This is a genomic window from Paenibacillus sp. FSL A5-0031, assembly GCF_001956295.1.
GTDB lineage: Bacteria > Bacillota > Bacilli > Paenibacillales > Paenibacillaceae > Pristimantibacillus.
The window spans coordinates 86,077-108,729 of sequence record NZ_MRTD01000010.1; the positions used below are offsets into that span (position 1 = coordinate 86,077).

14 protein-coding genes are annotated in these 22,653 nt (G+C 44.1%); 4 read left to right on the top strand and 10 right to left on the bottom strand.

Features of this window, described 5'->3' with window-relative positions; genetic code table 11:
* Positions 1-4: 4 nt before the first annotated feature.
* The 7 genes from BK120_RS18385 to BK120_RS18415 all read right to left on the bottom strand — a co-directional run bounded on the left by BK120_RS18385 (position 5) and on the right by BK120_RS18415 (position 13,482).
* Positions 5-6,355 carry an Athe_2463 domain-containing protein gene (locus tag BK120_RS18385; RefSeq protein ID WP_179089823.1) on the bottom strand — a complete coding sequence of 2,117 codons (6,351 nt, stop codon included), beginning with the start codon at positions 6,353-6,355 and terminating at the stop codon, positions 5-7.
* Positions 6,356-6,564: 209 nt separating this feature from the next.
* The gene (locus BK120_RS18390) at positions 6,565-7,551 is read right to left on the bottom strand and encodes an S-layer homology domain-containing protein (RefSeq protein ID WP_076268968.1); all 987 of its coding nucleotides are present in this window, start codon (positions 7,549-7,551) and stop codon (positions 6,565-6,567) included.
* Between the two features lie 327 nt (positions 7,552-7,878).
* Positions 7,879-8,097: a hypothetical protein gene (locus tag BK120_RS18395; RefSeq protein ID WP_076268969.1), complete on the bottom strand. Its 219-nt coding sequence runs from the start codon at positions 8,095-8,097 to the stop codon at positions 7,879-7,881.
* A gap of 233 nt (positions 8,098-8,330) precedes the next feature.
* Positions 8,331-9,575: an MFS transporter gene (locus tag BK120_RS18400; protein WP_076268970.1), complete on the bottom strand. Its 1,245-nt coding sequence runs from the start codon at positions 9,573-9,575 to the stop codon at positions 8,331-8,333.
* Positions 9,576-9,609: 34 nt separating this feature from the next.
* Positions 9,610-10,971 (bottom strand): DUF2087 domain-containing protein, encoded by a 1,362-nt coding sequence (locus BK120_RS36280; RefSeq protein ID WP_076268971.1) that lies wholly within the window; start codon positions 10,969-10,971, stop codon positions 9,610-9,612.
* 144 nt (positions 10,972-11,115) lie between these two features.
* Positions 11,116-12,342 carry an MFS transporter gene (locus tag BK120_RS18410; RefSeq protein WP_076268972.1) on the bottom strand — a complete coding sequence of 409 codons (1,227 nt, stop codon included), beginning with the start codon at positions 12,340-12,342 and terminating at the stop codon, positions 11,116-11,118.
* Between the two features lie 42 nt (positions 12,343-12,384).
* Positions 12,385-13,482: a lactonase family protein gene (locus BK120_RS18415; protein ID WP_076268973.1), complete on the bottom strand. Its 1,098-nt coding sequence runs from the start codon at positions 13,480-13,482 to the stop codon at positions 12,385-12,387.
* A gap of 167 nt (positions 13,483-13,649) precedes the next feature.
* On the opposite strand from BK120_RS18415, the gene BK120_RS18420 reads away from it, so the two are divergent.
* The 4 genes from BK120_RS18420 (at position 13,650) to BK120_RS18435 (ending at position 16,512) form a co-directional block, all read left to right on the top strand.
* Positions 13,650-14,012: a LytTR family transcriptional regulator DNA-binding domain-containing protein gene (locus BK120_RS18420; RefSeq protein ID WP_076268974.1), complete on the top strand. Its 363-nt coding sequence runs from the start codon at positions 13,650-13,652 to the stop codon at positions 14,010-14,012.
* Positions 14,013-14,156: 144 nt separating this feature from the next.
* The gene (locus tag BK120_RS18425) at positions 14,157-15,155 is read left to right on the top strand and encodes an aldose 1-epimerase (protein ID WP_076268975.1); all 999 of its coding nucleotides are present in this window, start codon (positions 14,157-14,159) and stop codon (positions 15,153-15,155) included.
* A 176-nt stretch (positions 15,156-15,331) separates the two neighbouring features.
* Positions 15,332-15,826: a hypothetical protein gene (locus tag BK120_RS18430; RefSeq protein WP_144376794.1), complete on the top strand. Its 495-nt coding sequence runs from the start codon at positions 15,332-15,334 to the stop codon at positions 15,824-15,826.
* Positions 15,823-16,512, top strand: a complete 690-nt coding sequence (locus tag BK120_RS18435) for an AIM24 family protein (protein WP_076268977.1) — start codon at positions 15,823-15,825, stop codon at positions 16,510-16,512. Before BK120_RS18430 ends, BK120_RS18435 begins: the two co-directional genes overlap by 4 nt.
* Before the next feature lie 50 nt (positions 16,513-16,562).
* On the opposite strand, the gene lacZ is transcribed toward BK120_RS18435, so the two are convergent.
* The 3 genes from lacZ to BK120_RS18450 all read right to left on the bottom strand — a co-directional run bounded on the left by lacZ (position 16,563) and on the right by BK120_RS18450 (position 22,600).
* Positions 16,563-19,670 (bottom strand): beta-galactosidase, LacZ type, encoded by a 3,108-nt coding sequence (gene lacZ, locus BK120_RS18440; protein WP_076269128.1) that lies wholly within the window; start codon positions 19,668-19,670, stop codon positions 16,563-16,565.
* A gap of 219 nt (positions 19,671-19,889) precedes the next feature.
* On the bottom strand, positions 19,890-21,695 hold the full coding sequence (locus BK120_RS18445; RefSeq protein ID WP_218639597.1) for an ABC transporter ATP-binding protein: 1,806 nt from the start codon (positions 21,693-21,695) through the stop codon (positions 19,890-19,892).
* Positions 21,696-21,835: 140 nt separating this feature from the next.
* Complete coding sequence (locus BK120_RS18450; protein WP_076268979.1) at positions 21,836-22,600, bottom strand: response regulator transcription factor; 765 nt, start codon at positions 22,598-22,600, stop codon at positions 21,836-21,838.
* Positions 22,601-22,653 lie beyond the last annotated feature (53 nt).

Here is a 22,653-nt window from a genome sequence, read left to right on the forward strand (position 1 = left end):
TCCACTATTGAACGCGATGTACGCCAACAATATCTAATGTTTGCCCATCTATCGTTATGTCTACTGACTTCGTTTTCACTGTGCCATTATTGTAGTAAGCAGAAAATGTGAATGTTAAGGTGCCTTTAGCAAGCTTTGTGAATGAGGCATCCCAAAGCTCACCCTGCCAGCTGGTTTGCCCTGTGTTTAACGCAGTTAGAGACGCTTCGTAATTACGCATATGCACCTCTACCCGAACCGCTTTTGTAGCCGTACCTGTAAGGGTTGTATCTGCCTCCAGTATAAATTTCTCTCCTGCCCAAAATACCGAATAACCGCGCGGCGAATTCTCATCTCCTGAATGTTTTAAATTGAAAGCCTTACGATGCTTATCCCATAGCTCCGTATGTCGTACATAACCATTGACTTGAAGCGGCAGCACCTGCAGCGTTTTGGTCACGCTAACCGGCTCAGCTATACCGTCGCTAACCGTGAGCTTCATACTCCAAAGTCCGACCGTTGTTAACCTTAGTGAAGGCCCTTTTACCGGATAGTTTGGACCATTAACGGTATAGTAATAGCTGCTTTTCACACCAAGCGGACTTGTCAGCTCATAAGCAATCGTAAGCGTATTGCCATCAGCATCTGTCACATTGGATAGAAAAGTTGTCATATCTCCTTCATATACAGGTTTGGGCGTCCAATCAAAGTCAGCCGTCGGAGGTCGATTGGTAACGAAATAAATATATTCATAATGCCCTTCATTGCCGGCAACGTCATAATCGATTACGGTAAGACGATATGCTTGTCCAGAAATCAACCCAGCAACTTTGTATGATTGCTTAGAAAGTGCTAAAGGAATGCTGTATTCCGTTTTACCGTCACCATTTAAATCAATATTCGTCACACTGCCGTCCGCGTTCACTTTTTGCAAATAGAAGGTGCGAGCAGCATGTCCCGAGGAAGGCTCGGCATCATAGAAGGTATTGAACTGAACCGTTACGGCCGTAGGTTCAACAGTAAGCTGTTCATTCACATCTGCAGGTTTAACCGTATCGACAAAGAAAAACCCGTTGCTTGAATACGGTCCCCATAAATAGCTGTCATTCGCTCTCGCTCTCCAGTAATGCAGCCCCTCAGCTAACACAGGTGTTGTGTAATTAGCAGCAGCCAAAGCAGAGTTCGTGTCCACTACCATAACACCGCTCGATGCTTTGAACACCTCATAGTCTATCGCTTTAATGGGGTGGTTCTCTGGATCAATCGTAAACGCATGCAGCTGTGGACGATTAGAGTTTGTATAAATAGGATTATTAGCATCAAGCCCATTAAATGAAAGTAAATAGGTTTGCGGCGGCAGATCCAGCATAAAATATTTAATATTACTTAAATTTGACCATACCCCTGCTGAATAAACCTGCCCTTGCACCTTAACGACGCGACCTGGATCGATGCTTTCAGCAAGCATAGGATACGTAAGTGCATTTCCTTCATGCTCAATATACAAGGCCGTTTCATTGTTATCGACATAGGTTAGTGTTAAACGATAACTTTCTTGCGGATCATTCTCCTTGTCATAATACGTCCATCGAATCGTCGGTTCTTTTATCAGCACTGTTGGTGTTGTTTGAGTTGTTCCAGCTGGAACCGTAATGGTCATAACAGGCTTCGTTTGGTTAACTGGCGGTATTCCGTCCTTATAGACTATCGATTGCCCCCAATATGACCATGCTCCGTGTATATCTCGAACTTGCTCCTGTACAATCAGCTCCACTCCAGGGCGATTATAGTACTCTCGTTTCCCGACTGTCCATGTGCTTTGATCAGCCCACCGTGTACGGAATAACTTGTCTGATAAAATATGAGCAATATCAGGATCATAAGAGGTATCAAAGGTTTCATAATCCAGTGCTTCACCTTCTGCAAAAACTTTGCCTGTAAACCTAACATCAGGCTGTGCGACCGGTCGTCGATGCACATAGAGCAGCTTTTTCACTGGCTCTGACCATTTGCTATAAGCAGAAAGACCAGGATTGTCTTTAGCACGAAAGGTGATTTCATATACCCCAGGCTTCTCTAGCGCGTTTATAGTTGATCCATACGTTTTTCCGCTATAAATGCTCAATCCTTCTGGATTTTCAAAAAAGTTTGGATTATGGCTGTAGCTCCACTCTTCTGCTCCCATTGGGTCTTTTTCAACGTCATTGAACAGTTTCTCATAAGAGATCGGATCATTGACGAGAACAGAATCATAGGTTTGTTCGATGTAAGTGTCACCATAGTTCGTTTTCTTTACATTAGAGAATACAGCGTTGGATTGCCCAAGTGACATTAATCCCGCGTAGCCTCTTGTATACGTACCATCGGCAACCTCCAGTACTTTTGCATAATTCAAGTATACGCGCTGAATGCCGTTAACCGATTCTACTTTAATCGGATACGTGTTAAATGCAGTTCGTGTCATAGGTGCAGATTGCAATAATCTTTTCGCACCATTGACTACACGGAATAGCGACAGGGTGTTCTTGCTCCACTCCATTGCATACATATTCTTTTCATTCTGAATCTGAAAAGCAGCTCCGATAACCTTGTCGTTTCTTATATCACTTACATTCGCATTAAATTCTAAAGCATAGTTTTTCATAGAGCTTCCTGCATCATAGAGCAGTCCGCCCCAATCGTCGCTCGTAATTTCAACGGTATTTGCATCTATTTCCTTTAATGTTCCATTAGCGTTAGCTGAAACAAACGGCATGACATTTTTTTCGTAAAAAACATAAATGGAGCCATCCGGTAAAATAGGTGTCGATGTTCCTGATTGCTTCTGATTATTTCCTGGTTCTGGTCCGGAATATGGTGTCTGGGCAATGACACTATTGGTTGTTGCGTTATACAACGTGGCCCATATTTTTTTAGGTGCATCGGCATCACCCCAAGAGCTTCCCACACCCATAAACACTGGATAAATAATCTGATCGTATTGATTGATAAATATTTTACCAAGGTTTGCACCATAATCTACACCTTGAAAACTGCCGTGTTGGTCTCCATAGTAATTAAAAAATGCATTATACGATTCGTGCGTTCTGCCTTGGGAATACGTCAATAAATTGGAAAATACGATTGGATTTGCATTGGGTGCTACATCTGAATAACCTAATGGATGTGAACTTTCGTAACTGACAACCCTTCTTCCAAAAGCGCTCTTAAATATTTCTTCACCGTAATAGTCAGTACCGCTCTCAATTGCCTCAAACATAGTAGTACCTGTTTTACTGCTACCCATGGACACATAATTTACATATACAAATCTTTTTGAATCAGATATGGAAGCCGCTGATAGTCCAATTGCACCCCCTACAGAAACGGTACGAGCTACACCATTTTTTTTCACTTGTACAACGAGACCTCTCACTCCTCCTAAACCAGAAGAATAGCGATCTTCAAAGTTATACGTGAAGTATGCATCTCCGTTATCATCTTCGGTCAAGTTAATGTTTGAAATAAATCCTCGATCCAAGTTCTCCCCTGGTGCTTCCCACACTAAGCTTTTCGTTTTTAAGGAGTATTTGAAAATTCGCAATTGATTATTGTAATTATAATTATATTGCTCTGGTACATCATACGAGAATTTACTAGCTACATACATATACTCACCATTAGATGATATTTGAACAAGAGCGGGTCCAATTCCGCTGCCTAGTCCGCTAGGTGATGTTAAACTAGATTGCAAATTAATTGAATCAAGATATACACCATTTTTATCGTACCTGGCAACGACCACTAAATACGGGTTGGCTGCATTTTGACTTCTATCTGCAAAGTAAAATGTTTCATCTCCGTCAATTTCCATAAGTGTGAAGCCACCTGGGGTATCAAAATTAACCGTCCTTAAAAGTTCACCTGTAATTGAATTTCGTTCATAAAAAGTATAGGGATAGTTAGGCAAGCTATAATTTTGATTATAAGAATATAGACGGTTTCCACCGAAAACCTTGTTAAATAATATTTCATTAACCGGCACAGTCCAAGTGGGTTTAGCAACAATATCAGCAGCAAGCTGATATTTGGTTCGCGAGTTCGCTCCATTTCCTGAGTTCGGGTATCCAACAGAAAAGTTTGCGTATACTCCATTTTTTGTCGATAGTGTAGTAGCATCCGCTTTCCATGCCGCTTTTTGAGCATTTCCGCCTTTGTATGGCGTCTTAGCCGTCCATGAACGGAAAATCGATTGTGTTGAATAGTTAGTTATTGGTGGGCCGCTGTCTTCTCCCTGTCCTGGCTGCTGCGTAGTTCCAAACACGTTGAAGTTTGCAGACGGCGCGTAGTTCAGAATATCAGTAGTGGCAATGCCCGAATTGCCTTTTAACCCATAGTCTTCTGTCACGGTAGCACGATATTGCCTCTTCCCTACTTTAGAGTAATTGAGCGAATGAGTTGTTTTAAAAACTCCATCATATAAGGGCTTCCACGCTTCTTCCTCAAAGTTTCCATCACCATCTTGGTCATATCGCTCTTCGAGAAAAAGATGATTTAGAATATCGCCGTCAGGACTCTCAGCATCAATATAAAGCATGAATCCGTTACCTCGATATGATTCTTCAGGTGCTATCACTTCAACTGTAGGTGGTGCATCAGGTATAACCTCCATAATCAAATCATCCCAATCACTAACTCTTCCAGTCGTGTCATAAACCTTTCCTTCGATACGATATTCGCCTAAATTAGCAGGCGTTACGGTGAACCAACCATTTGTATAGGCTGCATCCCCTACTTTTTTATAGCGCATCTCCGACTTGCTAAAATCTATTTTTTCGCCTCTATCTTCTAATGGTGTATACGAGTTTAAAAGATTGTATGGCCTCTCTAACGGTCTTCCTTGTATTACACGCGTTATTCCCGATACGATGGCTACTGGTTTGGGATCGACAACCCGAAGCAATGCAGTATCCTTTTGCGATCCGCCAAATTCATCGGTTACGGTAATTTCAGCCGTATAAAACCCAGGATTTGAATACGTTTTGTACAAAAACTCAAAGTCTGTATTATTTGATAGTACAGCGCTCAAGTTGTTCGTGAATGTCCATGTGTAGCCGTTCAATCCTTTTGACCGATTTATAAGCGAGGACTTTTCCCCTGCAATGATACTAGGGGGATCAAATTCTATATCCGCTTTCAAATCAGGCTTAGGTGTAGGTGTTGGCTCAGGAGTTGGCGTAGGGCTTGTGCTTGGATTAGGCGTTGCTTTATTTGCCACGTTTATTATCAGCTGCGCCCATTCCGAAACTTTTTTTGCGCTATTGGTGACACGCAGCTCAATTAGGTATTTCCCTTCAGCAGCAAAATCTTTTCCTGTTGGTTTTGTCGCAACCGTTTTACCAGTTGGGTTTTTATATTTCCATTCTCGAATGGTGATTGATTCCTTGCCTGGCGAATAGGAGAGTTTGTCATCAAGCATCGGCTCTGTTGCCGGCTTCATGGTTATTTCGGGGGTTGTTCGATGGTCTCCCTCTTTATGAGAGATGATAGCTATTGGAGTAGTGGGTTCGTTCTTTTTATTGAATGCAATTTTAAAATCTTTGGTGTTGTTATTTTCGTTTGATTCGATGACGGCTTCACCAAAGTCAGTCTTCGCTGTGAAGGTCTTAATTCCGCTTGATGTAGAGGATACATTGACGGTAACTGTTTTGATTTGACCGGGAGGTATGTTTGAGATGAGTTCTGATTTAATGGTAGTACCAACTATGCCGACTGTAAAAGCACCGCTATTTTCTGTTTCTTGATTCTTAGTCGTTATCTTTATCGGTACCGAATCTCCAACCCATGCATCAGCAGGACTAATTAATTCACTAATAATGAGGTCAGGCTGTTTCTTAACCTCTAACTTGTTTAATGGTGGTATATAAAACATCTCGTACCACCAAGATCCATCAGGTTGCCAAATACTCCACATTTGAATAATGCCTGGACTGTAGTCTGTAGGTATTTGCTGAATGATTACATACTCTTTAAGTGTATCACCTGTCCAACCCTTACCCGTTCTTTTGTTATAACTTTGTATAAAATTTGGAGATTCTTTATAAGGATCAACAATTGCTTCCAACCATTTTCGAGCTTCAGGATGTGCCGTTAAATGCTCCGTATCACCGATTCCTTTTTGTTTCCCTGCAGTGGTATACCAAGGTGTCTTAACCCAGTTTTTCGCAACATTTAGTGTTGCTCTTGAATCACTTCTAAATAGCCAGTTACGATAAACAACTCCATTAATATCGTATCCAAGATAACGCCATTGCCCTTGGTCAAACTCATTTCCAGCGACACTTGCTGGTGAACCATACACAACAGCTTTCGTTCCAAGCCCACATTTATTTGACAAAAAATTACCATTTAGTTTATAGTTTCCTACTGTTAACTGTAGATTATTTTGTTCAATTAAAATTTTTGAATCAACATCGTACTCGGAAGGTAGCAGGCAGTCTTGAATACCTGCTGCTTGAACGGGAGACTTAAAATTAATGGAAGTTACCAGCATGATTGTGATTAGTAGCCATATTAATTTTTTTTGAAATGCGCCCCACATAAAATTTATTCTCCGATCCAAATCGTCACAGTTTCATTGTTGTTAGCTTTAACAACTTCAATTGTTCGATTATCATATTTTGTTTTTAATATATTCTTACCTTCTTGGAATTTTGTATCATTCATTTTGATGTAACTTGCATAAGCTTTTTCAAATGATTCGGGATAGTAATTTTTCAATAGGCTTTTCACTATTGCTTTATTTTCAGTAGTTGGCTTATAAACTGAGATACGGGTAATTTTTAATTCACCCTCATAAACAACTCCTAAAGTATTATCAAAAAAATCATCAGTTCCTTTACTATTAATTAATAAAAGATCATTATGCGCATATGAGGTAGTACCTGCAAAGTTAGGTAGTGATTGAACTAACGTATTCAACTCTTCCTTCGTTTTCGGATAAGCAACCACCGGCACTGGAGGATTCTTCACAGTCAGCGTATTGGTAATCATCACCACTGCCTCAGCACGAGTTGCATTCTTCTCCCCGCCCATCGAACCATCGGGATAACCCTTCATGATTTCAAGCTTCTTTGCCACAGCCAAATAACCCGACTTTACGCCTTCGGCATCTTTGCCTAGCGCACGGATCGTCATACGCGCGATCTCTTCTCTCGTAATCATACGATTTGGTTCAAATGTATTTTCTGGATAGTCGCCAACCTTAATAATGGAATGCTTCAATCCTGTTGCAATGTATGAGCGGAACCAACCCGTATCATCAACAAAAGGCGTATCTGTATCTTCCACTTTCACTTTCATCGCCATCACAATCGACTTCAAAAACTCTGCGCGTGTCATGTTCGCATTTGGCTTAAATGTTTTTGCATCATAACCATTAATCCATCCTTGATTAACCGCCGTCGCAATTTCATCCTTTGCCCAATGCGTTTTTGTATCTGTAAAAGCAATTGCTGCCGCAGCTGTCTCCGTATTTATCAGAATCGTCACCAATAACGTAATTGCGAGCATGATTTGTCCTATTTTTTGCATATTTAACCACTCCATTTATTAGGATGATATAAATTCACCAACGATCTAAAAAACATTTTTAGCACATTTTTTTACAGCGGCTTCATAATCATTCTTCTTGCCTGTCTCTTTTCCCTTCTTTTCTTACCCCCTTTCCCTCCAATATTTCCCGTATTTCGACAACATCCCTTCCCCCCATCAGCAGGCCACTCTCCCAAGAAACACTGCTGAAGCAACGCAAAAAAAGCACGCCCCTCCCTCTACCGAGGGAATAAGCGTGCTTCGCTATCCTACATATCAACTATAGCAAATGTTACTTCACACCGGAGAATCTGTCAATATATAGGTTTAATCACTTTTATCTTTACTATTTTTTGATTTTATTATATTCTGCTGCTTTTGATTCTTTTTATAATATTTCATAATAAAAGATACAATAACGAAAACCGATCCTAATAACCCGATATACATATAGTAATCAGGATTGTCCGTATTAATTAAGCCGCCGCCTCCAAAGATGACTGCTAGTGGAATCCCAAATATGAGCAATAATCGATCCACCTTCATATACAGACCTCCCCTACAAGTTCAAAAGATAAATTTGAACAGTTTGAAATTCACATCATCTTTTATAGATTAACAATCAACTTACCGATCAACAACGAAAATAGATTTAGTGTTTTCCGAAATCTATTTTGCGCACGCACATTTTTGCTTTAACAAAAAAATACAGAGCATTGAGGTTTATTCCCCATCCATGCTCTGTATCCCTATTCATTATGAATAAACTTTCTCTCCAACTAAGAACTAGACTGAACAACAAGCGGTTTATGCTTGAACAACGGAACTAGGAGCAGCATTCCCAAAAACATAATCGATCCTGCGACGCAATAAATGCCGACGAGCGGAAACACCGTTTTGAGCTGTCCGGCAACAAGCGTCATAATAACCATCATCCCCATAAACATCGGGGTAAGCACGCCATTGACCCGTCCCGTATAGGACTCCTCTGAATATTGCAAAATCATTGTGCTAATACCGATCTGAATCATCGGGAAGCCTAAGCCGCTAATAAATTGCAGCACTAATGTAATGGGTATGCTTGTTGATAAGCCTACACCAATCATACAAAGCGAGCTCATCAATAGGCCGATTGCGAGCAGCTTTTGCGGAGCTACTTTTTTGGCTATAACCATGACAGCCCCGCCGCCAACCAGCATCGCTATCCCGTTAACCATCAGAATATATTGCAAAAACTCCTTAGGCTGACCCAAACGCTCAAGCACGATGAACAAGCCAAGCGTCTGGGCAATTCCTACCGCCGTACCCGCTAATGCAAACGTACCTCCAAGTGCTTTCAAGACTGGACTGCGCCATACATACTTGAATCCATCCTTGAACTCTTTCCAGAAATGTCTCTCCAATGCAACGTCTGTTTTCTCCACTTCACGATCACGCGGAATTCTGAACAACACGACAGCGGACAGCAAGAACGCTACACCCATGACTCCAATGGAAACTTCGATGCCGAATTTTTGATACGATATGACACCAAGTGACGGACCAAGCACCATGAATATCGCCATAAGCGATTGGAACATCGCCATCGCCGATTGCAATTGCTCTGCCGGAATATGCTGCTTAAACAGCTTCATAGCAGAGGGCTGTGAAAATTGCGATAGGATTGCCGATACAAACGTTGCAAAATACACCATATGCCACGAACCGTAAAGCAATGTAATCAGTACAACAAACACAGATAACGCTGATAAAAAGTCACACCAAATCATCGTGAGCCGCGGCTTCCAGCGATCTGCAAACGTTCCTCCGATAAACGAAAATACGAAAATTGGTAAAAATTCCACGAAGCCCATCAAACTAATCGCAAACGGGTCCTCGTTCGTCTTGTCTGTCACATACATCAGAATAGCGAAGTTCCTTACCCAAATTCCAATTTGAAGTAATACGTTTGAAAATATAATCGTTTGAAAAAACTTGTTCCGAAGCAAACTTTCTCCCGCTCCTGTTACTTCTTTAGCAGACATTTCAATCAGCACTCTCCCTCAACCAAAAAATGATTTATTTCTCCACCTTCTCGGCTGGGCCATGATAACCCTTTTCACCATAAGGCTGCAGCTTTTGGGCCCATATCTCCTTTAAATCGTTGACTTCTCTGTTGTATTGCCGCACCATGTCAACGGGTTGACGGCCTTCCGGGTCCAATACGTCTTTATAATCATAACGAATCTTTTGTTCCAATTTAACGGTCTCTAGAACGAGAAAAGAAAAGTTTTCGCCGCCAAATTGCTTCCATTCCTTCTGCAGCTCCTTATTCGCATGACCATTCATATTCAGTACAAACTGCTCTTTCCCCCAAAGGGCATCTAAATTAGTGGAGCTTCCTAAATAAATTTTTCCGTTCACATTATTTTTGATCTGAAAAACACCCATCTGCCGCTCACGCTCTTGATATTCAGCTGTCAGCTGCTTCCTCTTTGCCTTATCCATTTTCGGCTCACCCTTTCGTTCTTCCTCTTGCTCCTGCACTTTGGCCTGAGCTTTCTGTTTATCCGTTTTTCCTTGCTTGCCTTTAGCAGATTTCTTTGGGGCTGTCATTTGCTCAACCTGCTCGGTCGACCCACTCTGTTCAAGCTCATTTTTCTTAATTCCTGAACCCTTCACCCAATACACTTTGCCATCATCTTTACGATCCAAATAGCCATAATCGATCAGATAGCGGCGCAGTGTTGCATAATCCTCTTCCCAAAAAGAAATCAACCGCTCATTCACTTCTTTCTCCGTATAGCGGACTCCGCTTTTGAAATAAGAGGCGATATGACGCAGCACTGCTACTTTACGTTTCTCCTTGCGCGGAAATGAGGCGAGCGGACCTTCAGGACCATCCGGAAAATATTGCTTCAAAAGATCTGCGTATTCATCCTCTGTAATTGCATAACGTTCATCGATTTGTGTAGCCGTCCGATGTACAGGCACGAATCGCGGAGCCGCAGTGTTGCCATGGTCCATCATTTCAATAATCGCGAGCAGCAGCTTTGCCTGCTTGGCCTTTTCCTTCAGCACGAAACGATGATTTCGAATGGTCGAAGCGCTGCCTATTCCAGTACGGCTCATCATTTCGTTGTCAGTCAGCTGTTCGGCAAAACCTTGAATAAGCTCCTTTTGCAAGTCGGTCAGACCCGTCTGCCGCTTATCCAGCTCAAGTAAATAATCAAGCATGGAGCCATGCTCCTGCTGCACATGATAGGCTGCATATTTACGCGCCTCATACCAGCGTCCAGACTGCTCATCCCGAAAAATCTCTCCGCCCTCAAAACGTTCTCCGCAAATAAGGCAATAATAAAATCCTTCGGCTTCCTCATATACATAACCCTGCTTCAATTCTTCTACCGATGCCGACCAAAAACGTTCTTCATCAACCATTTATCCAAACACCTCTCAATAACGTCTACTTATTTTATAAACATTATATAATTATGTTTGGTTTTTATCAAATAATTTTTCTAACAAAAAAAGTCGCCTTAAGGAATTATCCTTAAAGCGACTATTCTGCCATTCCTATTCGAGTTAAACCATTTCTTTCCTATCCTTTGGCAGCATAAGCGCCAGCAAGCCCATCAGCGGTAACACGCTGCAAGCGACCATAACAAAGCTGAGTGAACGGGCATCCGCCAAATATCCGAGAACAACCGCACCAAGACCACCCATTCCAAAAGCAAGACCCGTTATAAGCCCTGAAGCCGTCCCTACCTTGCTCGGCATTAGCTCCTGCGCATACACGACGCTGACCGAGAAGCCGGATTGCAAAACAAAACCAAGCACTACGATTACTGGATATACCCAGGCTAGAGGCAGATGCGGCAGAATCAGAGCAAATGGTGCTGCACCTAGAATGGAAATCAGCATCATTTTTTTGCGTCCGATCCGATCCGCCAATATACCGCCAAGAAAGGTGCCGGCAACACCGGCTGCCATAAATAGAAATAATGGAATCTGTGCTTGCTTAATCGTCAGATGATAGGCTTCCACCACATAAAACTGATAAAAGTTGCCGATCGCTGCCGCATACCAGGATCGTGCAAATACGATCACGAACAAGATAGCAAGTGCAAACGCAACAACCTTGGGTGCAAGAGCGGGCTTCGCGCTGCCTGCCGCTTTGCGCTGCATGTTGCCATCATGTACAGCTAACTGCGTCTTATACCAAGGAACGACTTTCGTCAAAATAATAATGGCAGTAGCAGCAAGCAATGTCCCCCATATAGCGCCCTTCTGTCCAAACGGCAGGAAGATCAGCATCGTCATCAACGGACCGAGCATTTGACCAAAATTACCGCCAACCTGATAGATCGACTGGGAGAAAGCTCTGCGATTGCCTGCGGCCAAATGAACAACCCGAGAGCCCTCTGGATGGAACACGGCTGAGCCAAGCCCCACAAACACAACCGCGAGCAGCACCAAGTAGAAGTTCGGTGCGAAGGCTAAGCCAACCATCCCAAGCATGCTGGCACACATACCAACAAGAAGCATCCAAGGCGCAGGCCTCTTATCCGAGATCAAGCCCACAACAGGCTGCATAACGGATGAAGTCATATTGAGCGTAAAAGCAATCCAGCCGATTTGTGCCAAGCTTAACCGCAGAGATTGCTCCAATACGGGAAACAGCGCGGATACAACCGATTGCATCATATCATTCATGAGATGAACGGAGCTGATACAAATGAGAATCGAGTATACAGTAGCAGATTTTATCGCTTCTTTATTCAATGTTCTGGTGTCTTGCGGTGCAGACATGTTTAGCAGGACCTGCCTCTCTTATGGAAAAAACCTCGGAAGCTAAGCTATTGCAAACTTCATGCAAACAGGACTAGGCAGCTCAAGCTCCGAATCCAGCTTGGATAGCAGCCCGCTTTCCGCATCTACTGAAAATACAGTAATATTGCCAGTCTTCTGATGAGCAACGAGCAAATGATCGCCGCTTGGCGTAAGAACAAAATTTCGCGGCGACTCTCCGCCGCAATCGATATGCTGAATAAGCGAGAGCTGTCCATTTCCTTGATCCACTGCAAATACAGCAATACTATTATGACCACGGTTAGAACTGTACAAATAACGTCCCGAAACTCCTAAATGAATATCCGCTGAATCGTTATATCCATTGTAGTCCGCTGGCAAAGCTGATATCACCTGGTTTGCTGTTAATGCGCCCAGTTCCGCATCCACATCAAATTGTGTAATCGTCGAATCCAGCTCATTCATCACGTAGCCTGTTTTTAAATGAGGATGGAAAATCAAGTGACGTGGACCAGCACCGCGATGAACCTTGCTAATCCCATGAGGAATAAGCGAGCGCCGTTCCTCATCAAAGCGATAAATAACGATCGCATCGATACCCAAATCAACTGCACATACATAAGAAGAACCAAACGGAATGATGCAATGGGCATGCGGTGCATCCTGCCTTGCTGCGTTTGGACCGAGCTCACCGGCATTTTGCTGAACAGATGTTGCCTCCTCCAGCCCGCCATCAGCCTTAATCGGTAATAATGCAACGTTTCCACCTGTATAATTGGCAGCTAAGAGCACCTGCCCCGCTTTGTCGGTGCTGATGTAGCAAGGATGAGCGCCATATGTAAGCAGGCGGTTGCCTGTAGGCTTCAGCAAGCCCGTTGCTTTATCAATCTCAAATGAAGCGACTGAACCGCCGCTGGCATCACCAGTTACTTCAGTTTCACTAGCTGCATATAAGCTGCCGCCACTTGGATTTAAAGTCAAATAAGAAGCGTTTTCGAGCCCGCTAAGACGCTGCAATATCGTTAACTCACCTGTCGTGTCGTCGAACGTACATACATGAATCGTTGATTCCTCTGCTGTTCCATATGAACCGATATAAAGGATGCTGCTGGATGTCGATAATCCATTTTGATTGCTCATTTTATACCCTACCTCTCTGACTTTTTGGCTTTACAGTGACCATAGCATAAGCGGCTTCATCAAACAATGTCTTTTTTTTATAAAAGACTTCACAAATACTATTGTGACATGTTACAATGTAAGCGCTAACAAATTCAGCGATTCACATTTCTAAAGGGGGAATTGAGATGATGAATGTTGTAATGAGCGAACGGAATGTGTATGAAGATTTCGAGTTGGAGACAGACGTGCTCTATTTCAAGCTCGGTATGCAAGGACTCGTAAGCTTCCATGGCAGAAACTATAATATAAAGAGACGAATGACTGCCGAACAGATTAGCCAGTTGACTAACGAACGCAGCTTCTATCAAGTCAGCTCTAATTGCTACATCAATATCGGAAAAATCAAGACGATTGATGCCGGAACGATTTATTTTGACTCCGAAATAACAGACTCTAAGCAAGTAACCGTAAATCGCCGCAAGCAATTCGTCATCCAACAGCTGTTCTCACAGCGTGCTTCAAGCAAAGAATATCGGATAACAAAATAGTTGTACATACAACCGCCCCATTTTCCGCTATTATCGGAATAGGGCGGTTGTTTGTTGTCTACTGTCCTGCTATTCTAAAGTTGAATATTATAATATTTTTTGCACAAATGAAGTCAATTATTAATCACTTTTAGGAGGACTACCATGTCTACGCAAGGACAAGCATTTGAGAAATTATTTCATGATGAGCAAGCTGTATGGCTGCAATGGGGCGCTTATGAAGCAGCTGTATTGCCAGCAGTTGGTGCAAATCTTATTGCGTTTCGCGATAAAGCAAACAACTATACCTTCCTTCGCGAACCATCCCTAGAGGAAATGGACAGCTTCAGAGAGAATCCGGGCATTCACGGCATCCCCGTTCTGTTCCCCCCAAACCGTTATGAAGATGGTACTTTTACATGGAACGGCAGAACGTATAACTTTCCAGTTAACGAAGCAAAAACAGGCAACCATTTGCACGGGTTTTTCCATACAGCAGCTTGGAGTGTCGAGGATTTTGGCACAAACAAAACGGAAAGCTACGTATCGCTCAAAATTTCAATCGATGAAAGCCACCCGATCTACACGTATTTGCCGCATCGCTTCACTATTAAGCTTCGTTATGCTTTAAATGATACTGGTCTGCTGCAGCATGTATCGGTACATAATGAAGGAACGGACGCTATGCCTTGCTTGATCGCTTTCCATACAACGATCAATGCACCGTTCGCATCAAATAGTACAGCAGATGATTACCGCTTCACGCTTACAACCGGTAAACGCTGGGAGCTTAACGAGCGGATGCTGCCAACAGGCAACTACCAAACGCTAGTTGCTGACGAGGAAGCCATGAAAACAACAGGCATCTCCCCATTCTGGGAGCCGATGGATAATCACTACACAACCGAGCCGCAAAACGGCCGCAACGCGATGGAGCTGACTGATACACGCAATGGCGTAACGCTAGTCTACGATATTGGAACAGCTTACAAGCAGTGGATGATTTGGAACAATAACGCTACGCCAGGCTTCTTCTGTCCGGAGCCGCAGCTGAATCTCGTCAATGCGCCAAATGTGAACTTGCCAGCTGAGCAAATCGGGCTTGTCTCACTTGAGCCAGGCGGCATTTGGGAAGAAACGAGCCGCTTGTACGTAAGAAAATAGGAACTGGTCAAAGGATAGCAGCAATTTCGCTGCTATCCTTTTTTTATGTAGAAATAGATTTTTAACGAAGCCGAATCATTTTTTCCATCCAAATACAGGACAGGAGTGACTATTGTCGAGAAAGGCTGTAAAATGTAAGCATCAGCCCCTCTTATGTCGAAAACTGAAGGGAGAATATGATGCGGCAATCATTATGGAAAGCACTTGTCATTACAAGCTTCTTATCCTTTATTCTCATCATCATTCCACAATCAACTGTCCACGCAGGTTTAATTGATCGAATCAAAGACATTTACAATACACCTGAGAAAATAAGCGAGCTCCAGGAGCAGTATATTGAAGCTACAGAAGCGCTCGCTAAGCAGCAGCAGCAGCTTGAGGAATCCGCAAAGGCTGCGGCAGCGTATGCAATGAAGCAACAGGAGCTGCTTGAACAAAACAATCAGCTTATCGCGCAAAATGCCGAGCTGCAAGCCGAGATGGATCGCATGAAGCAGGACAAACAATCGTTTATCAGCAAGCTTATTAATACTGTCATTATAATCGCAGCTGTTTTTGTTGCTTATATCGTATCTCTGAGAGTTTGGCGTTATGTCGTATGGCGCAAGCAGCGCAGCACAAGCAGTAGAGACAGCAGAGGCAGCAAAGGCAGCAGAGGAATTAGCGGATGAAAATAACCGTTCCTGCCCAAGTCGGCCATGTGCATCTCACCCTTGATACTGCGGACAAGCTTCATGTTCTGCATCCAAAATCAATCATCGCTTTCCAAGGTGATCCGCAAAATCGCGAGGATCGTTTCATGGATTTGGCAGGCATGTATCGCAAGAAACGCTGGATTCGCTCCCTTATTTCTGGACCGGCCGAATTCATTGTCGGCTTGCCTGCAGGCTGCTCGCTCGAAACGCTGCACATCGATGAGAAAAGCGACTTGCTGTTTGATTTCAGGCATATTATCTTTTTCTCGGACGGCATGAAGCTAAAGTCTGTCGTGCAGAAGCTCAAAAACGCATGGATTACGAAGGAATTCGTGCGAATGCGATTTTCCGGGCCGGGCTTGCTCGGTATCATTACCGCTGGTGATGTGAAATCCATTCAGCTCCATCCGGATCGTCCTTTGTATGTTGAGACTGGAGCACTCGTCGCTTATCCAGAGCATGCGTCCATCCAGTTGTCCGTTTACGGCAACAAGCTCGCAAGCCAGCATATGAATGTGCAGTGGGAAATTCGCGGCACCGGCCCAGTACTTATCCAAACAGGCTCCCGCGATGCCGAACTGGAGGAGCAGCTGCAAAACGGCGGCTTTATCAAAAGAATTCTTCGCGAAGTGCTGCCGTTTGGCGGCATCTATATCAAATAAAACAGAGGCCAGCCGACCGTCAGCAGACGGAAGACAAGCCTCTTTTTATTTTAAAGCCCTTTAATTGAAAACTGATGGGAGTATGCTTGGTTCGCAAACAAAATGTATTCCTTCTCCGGAAGCTGTCCCCAGCTGTCATGTCCGCCCACGCCGGTTTGCTTATGGTTGACGCGCACGACTGTTTTGTTGCTTGGTGGCAGCAGATGAATATGATCATGCGCCTCCAGCTCAAATGGCGTATAAGGCAGTACATTTAATTCAAAATGTGGCGCACCCTTCATCACGATACCCTCGCCCTTTGCATTCGTAACCGCAGCATGGCGAACGTCCATCTTATTCCCGCATTCCTGTGGCCTGATATACGGTACGAGCTGATCCTGAACGCTGCCAGCGTAAAGCCCAAGCTTGCCTCCCGTCTGGCGATCCCAATACGTCTCGTCTGGACCTTTGCCATACCAGCTTACCTGATCAAATGATGCTGGCATCTGGAAGAGCATGCCGATTTCCGGAATTTCCGGTAAACCCGCTCCAGGCTGTAGCTTCTCGTATACATTAATCTCTCCGTCTCCACTTACTGTGTATATAATCGACAGCAAGGATTCTGTCGTGGTAGGCAAGCTATACTGCACATGAATTGTTGCACTGCTTGCCTCAAGCTCCCAAGTCATCGCTTGCAGAACGCGCTCTGTCCCCGCTTCACGCCATGTTGCACAGCGCAAATGCTGCTGATTGCCGCGATCATTATCCGTGTATGCACGCCAGAAATTCGGAGTCAATCCTTGCAATAACCGCTCTGAGCCATTCCACACGTAGGAAGCAAGGCTGCCATTTGCTAGATCAAATTGCGCAGTGAAGCTTTCACCGCTTACGAGAAGCGCCGTTGCCGACAGTTCAGCATGAACAGCAGGCTTAGCTGGTACAAGACCAATAATCGGCTCAATAGGCGCAGGCAGCACAAATTGCTCAAACGCGATTTCATGACCCGCTTCTGCCCAAAGAGTTTGCTCCTTCAGCAGCAGCTGTACCGATAATACAGCCTCTTCTGAAATGGAAGAAAGCTTAGGCAGCATATAAGGAATCGTTAACGTTTCCTCACTCTCAGGTTGTGCGGCCGCTTCTACCGTGCCTGCTTCTACAGAAACACCGTTAATCGCTACTTGCCAAGCAAGCCTAAAGCTATTTAAAGCACTGAATAAATGACGATTGGTCACCTTAATGGTGCCATTCTTCAGATCAATCGCTTCAAACTTAGCATTTTGGTATACCTTCTTCACCTCTTGAAGCTTAGGCGACACTGTACGATCTGCGAAAATAAGGCCGTTGCCGCAGAAATTGCCATCATGCGGCGATTCGCCAAAGTCGCCTCCATACATCATTTTCACTGTGCCGCTCTCATCTGTTACTCGAATGGCTTGATCGATCCAATCCCATATGAATCCGCCCTGCAACACAGGATACTTCTCAAAAACCTCCCAATACACATGCAAGCCCCCGCAGGAATTGCCCATTGCATGACTGTATTCGCATAAAATATAAGGTTTTTGCGGGTTGCTTCTCGCATACTGTTCAACGCCCTGAGGGCTGGTGTACATATGGCTTTCGATATCAGAAGCAGCATCCGATTCGCGGTAGTGAAACGCTCCCTCATAATGAACGACGCGCGACGGGTCAGCTTCACGCAAAAAATCATGCATTTTTATGAAATTGCCTCCGCCAAATGATTCATTTCCAAGCGACCAGATGACGATAGACGCATGGTTTTTGTCTCTTTGCAGCATCGAATTGCAGCGATCGAGCACAGCACCTGTCCATTCCGGTCTGCTTCCAGGCACCGTAGTGCCAAGCTCCTTCTGTCCATAAGTCCAAGAACCATGGGTTTCCAGATTCGTTTCATCAATGACATACAGCCCATATTCATCACAAAGCTCGTACCAGAGCGAGTTGTTCGGATAATGTGAGGTGCGGACGGCATTGATATTATATTGCTTCATCAGTTCAATATCTTTGCGCATATCCGCTTCATTAATCGCACGGCCTGTATCGCATGAGAATTCATGACGATTTACCCCTTTGAACATGATCCGGCGTCCATTGATTTGCATCAGGCCATCTTTGATCTCAAACTTGCGGAAGCCGACCTTGCAGCTTATCGCTTCAAGCAGCGTGCCGTCCTCTGATTTCAAGCTAAGTATTAGCGTATATAAATTCGGCTGCTCAGCACTCCATTTGAGCGGATTTGAAACAGCGGCGCGCAGTTGAACAGAAGTGAGCTCCTCGCCTTCCACCTGCGTCTGGATCGTCAGCGGGCTTGGAAATACGGCAGCTCGATTCGCGTCATATAGCGCTGCCTCCAACGTTATTTTGCCAATTGGCCTGACAAAATAGTTAAGCAGCTTCGCATCAACAATCAGCTCTGCGTCAAGGCACTGCTCATCAAGCTCTGTATGTACAAAATAGTCATAGATATGCGCCTCTGGAGTGGAGTACAAGTAGACATCTCGGAAAATACCGCTCATTCGCCAAAAATCCTGATCCTCCAGCCAGCTTGCGTCACTCCAACGATAAACCTCTACGGCCAGCTTATTCTCTCCGTCTACAAGGTAAGGGGTTAGATCGAACTCGGAAGGGGTAAACGTATCTTGGCTAAAACCAACAAGCTCACCGTTAAGCCATACGTAGAAAGCTGACTCCACACCTTGGAAGCTGATAAATACAGGTTTACCATCCCACTCGGATGGTACTGTAAAAGTACGAGCATATGATCCAACTGGATTATATGCAGTAGGGGCAAACGGCGGCTTTATGTCCTCGTTGCCATCCCAAGGATATCTGACATTCGTATATTGCGGATAATCATAGCCCTGCAGCTGCCAATGCGCGGGTACCGTAATGCTGTCCCACTGGCTATGATCATAATCAGCTTCATAAAAGTTGACTATTCGTGATTCGGCATTCGCTGCAAACGCAAATTTCCACTGGCCGTTCAGCGATAAATAATTCGAAGACTTATTATGATCGCCATCCCATGCCTCCTCTATCGTATCGAAGGGCATTAACGAAGCATGCGCATCCATACGGTTCAAACGATAAATTTCAGGGTTATTGTTCCACTCCGGGTAACCGTTGGCCGGCGGCGTATAGACTAGCTTTTTTCGCATAAAATCAAGCACCTCATCACTATTATTGGATATGATATTCACATTATAAGGCATTGCTATTTCTGATATCATAAAACAATTTTCATATCTTCTATAAAAATATGAACATTACGATTCAAACGGTGCTCGTGATTGGAAGCGTAAAGCAAAAAAAGGCTGACCGAGATAAAAACACCCGATCAGCCTTAACCGCCATATCTAGAAGCAGACCCGCCTCTTCTAGAGCTGCAGCTGCTTCAAATTATAAAACTCGCCTTTGCTTGCCATCAGCTCATCGAAGGTTCCGACCTCAACAATACGTCCATGCTTCATGACGACAATACGATCTGCATCACGAATCGTAGACAGGCGGTGAGCGACAATGAATGTCGTCCGGCCCTTAATCAGCTCCTGCATCGCCTTCTGAACATGAAATTCTGACTCATTATCCAGTGCGGAGGTGGCTTCATCCAAAATAATAATTTTTGGCTCGCGTACAAGCGCACGTGCAATCGCAATCCGCTGACGCTGGCCGCCAGACAACTTGCCACCATGTTCGCCAACCATTGTATCAAGGCCATCCGGAAGCTGCCCGATAAACTCGGATAGGTTAGCCATCTCAACAACACGATTCACTTGCTCATCGGTAATATCTCGAAGGCCATACGTAATATTGTCTCGAATCGTACCTGAGAACAAAATATTCGTTTGCGGCACGACCGCCAAATGCTTGCGATAGCTGCGCAGATCGATATCTGCCAAATCAATGCCGTCCATCATTACTTTCCCGCCCGTTGGCTGCAGGAAGCCGATAACTAGATTGAGCACTGTTGATTTGCCTGCGCCGGATGCGCCAACAAATGCAATACATTCGCCTGCTTCAACTTCGAGGGTAACATCCTCAAGCACATGATGTTCACTGCCCGGATATGAAAGCTCTACACCCTCGAAAGAAAATTCGCCTCGTACATCGGCAACTTTTCTTTTGCCGCTATTATTTTCAATATCGGTCGATACCAAAATCTCTTTAATGGAATGAATCGATTCAAGACCTTTGGCAATTTGCGGATAAATGTTAATGAGACCAGTAACGGAAGCCAAAATCATCGCAAAAAAGCCTTGGTACATAACGACGTCGCCAACCTGAATTTGCCCATTGTAAGCTAAGTATGCCGTAAAAATTAAGCAAAGCACCTGGAAAATTTGAAACGTCACCCAGTTTGTTGAGCCAAAATACGCCTCCACCAAATCCAGCCGATACCCTTTGCCTTGAATGTTGCTCAGCGTCTTGTCAATACGCGCGATCTCAACCTTCTCCAGACCGTGTGCGCGCGTAATCGGAATCATCTCGACCATCTCTGACACGCGAGAGGACATGTGTTCTATTTCTTTACGGAATTCCTTGTTCGATTTACGGATTTTGCGCCTGAAAATCGTTACGATTGTTATAGACATTGGAATGGTCAGTATAAAAAACAACGACACAATCCAGCTGCTGTTCAGCGTTATAATAAACGATACGATAATGTTAACGACAGCCGGCGCCAAAGCAATCATGAACTGCTTTGACATCATCTCAACCGCTTCGACATCGCGCAGCACCTTCGATTGCAGCTTGCCGGCAGGCAGCTCCCTATGTTGATTAATGGACAACTGCTGCAGCTTGCGCACAAGCGCGCTGCGAAGTCCCGCTTCTACATATCTTACTGCACGGCTCAAAAAAGAAATGTAAGCGGCGTGGGTTGGTATGTTCTGCAGGATGACGATCAAAATAATAACAAAGTTAATCCAAATGCCGCTTAGCGGATATTTTGCTGGATTCGTCGCAATGTTGATAATATTAGCTGTTACAATTGGCAGCACATAAATGGGCGCGCTTTTGATGAACAAAAATAATAATGAAATCAATAGATTGGCAAAGTTGCCTTTGTATAATGACAATAAAAACTTCAACGGGCTGGCATTTTCCTCTAGTGCCGCGTTTTCAAATGTGCTCGCTAGTCCCTTTGCAGCACCAAGCTGAGTTTTTACAACCCTCTCTGACATTTCTCTCTCCATCCTTCTGCAGCTCTGCATGCTGTCCAACCATTCTTAATTCGGCAAGCTACCGCATCATCTTACGCTCATTCCACCTTCCTGTAAATGTGCGATATTGCACTTCTTATATTCAATTTTGTTCATCGGCACTAGTGGTGCTTGGCTTTATAATCCTTTGGAGTTTCTCCAACCATTTTCTTAAAAAGCTTGTTAAAGTAAACAGGATCACTATAACCGACCAGCTGTGATATTTCGTAATTTTTCAAATTTGGATGATCGCTCAAAAATTGCTTTGCCTTCTCTATCCGAATATCGATCAAATAGTCTGTCAGCGTCATGCCCGTCTCCTGCTTAAATAAACGGCTCAAATAATTGGCGCTCATGCCGACGGTGTCAGCGATACGCTCCATTTCGAAGTTTTTGCCGTATTCTTGCTCCAAAATCGTTTTCATTTGCTCAATAACATGATGCTCTTTTTCCTTCGAGATCGTCTCTTGAGCTGGAGCAGATACCGCTGATTCCGATGTTTGCCCGTTTTCACTGCGCTCCTGCTCAATCTTAACCAGTATGTCGTACAAGTTCGCCTTGTCCACCGGCTTGAGCAAATAATCCCGGACGCCCGAGCGAAGAGCCTTGCGCGCATATTCAAATTCACTAAATCCACTGAGCACAATCGTATCAATCGACTTATCGCGCAAGTGCTCAATAAGACGCAAACCGTCCATCATCGGCATCTTTATATCGGTAATCAGCACATCCAGCTCGCCTTCACTAAGCTTCGAAATTTGCGCCCAAGCGTCCATTCCGTTGCTGTAGGAGCCGATAACTTTGATGTCCAAATCCATTTTCGTTAATATTTTTTCTAGACCCAGCCTTATGAATTCTTCATCATCCGCGATCATAATGTTCAACAATCCTGCTCGCTCCTCCCCGCGTGTTCCTCATCTAGTTTGTGCTAAAATCGGTA

Coding starts and splice junctions, on each gene's coding strand:
- BK120_RS36280 (WP_076268971.1), bottom strand. CDS start 10,971: ATGGTTGATGAAGAACGTTTTTGGTCGGCATCGGTAGAAGAATTGAAG.
- BK120_RS18420 (WP_076268974.1), top strand. CDS start 13,650: ATGATGAATGTTGTAATGAGCGAACGGAATGTGTATGAAGATTTCGAG.
- BK120_RS18425 (WP_076268975.1), top strand. CDS start 14,157: ATGTCTACGCAAGGACAAGCATTTGAGAAATTATTTCATGATGAGCAA.
- BK120_RS18395 (WP_076268969.1), bottom strand. CDS start 8,097: ATGAAGGTGGATCGATTATTGCTCATATTTGGGATTCCACTAGCAGTC.
- BK120_RS18445 (WP_218639597.1), bottom strand. CDS start 21,695: ATGTCAGAGAGGGTTGTAAAAACTCAGCTTGGTGCTGCAAAGGGACTA.
- BK120_RS18390 (WP_076268968.1), bottom strand. CDS start 7,551: ATGCAAAAAATAGGACAAATCATGCTCGCAATTACGTTATTGGTGACG.
- BK120_RS18430 (WP_144376794.1), top strand. CDS start 15,332: ATGATGCGGCAATCATTATGGAAAGCACTTGTCATTACAAGCTTCTTA.
- BK120_RS18415 (WP_076268973.1), bottom strand. CDS start 13,482: ATGAGCAATCAAAATGGATTATCGACATCCAGCAGCATCCTTTATATC.
- lacZ (WP_076269128.1), bottom strand. CDS start 19,670: ATGCGAAAAAAGCTAGTCTATACGCCGCCGGCCAACGGTTACCCGGAG.
- BK120_RS18435 (WP_076268977.1), top strand. CDS start 15,823: ATGAAAATAACCGTTCCTGCCCAAGTCGGCCATGTGCATCTCACCCTT.
- BK120_RS18410 (WP_076268972.1), bottom strand. CDS start 12,342: ATGTCTGCACCGCAAGACACCAGAACATTGAATAAAGAAGCGATAAAA.
- BK120_RS18400 (WP_076268970.1), bottom strand. CDS start 9,575: ATGTCTGCTAAAGAAGTAACAGGAGCGGGAGAAAGTTTGCTTCGGAAC.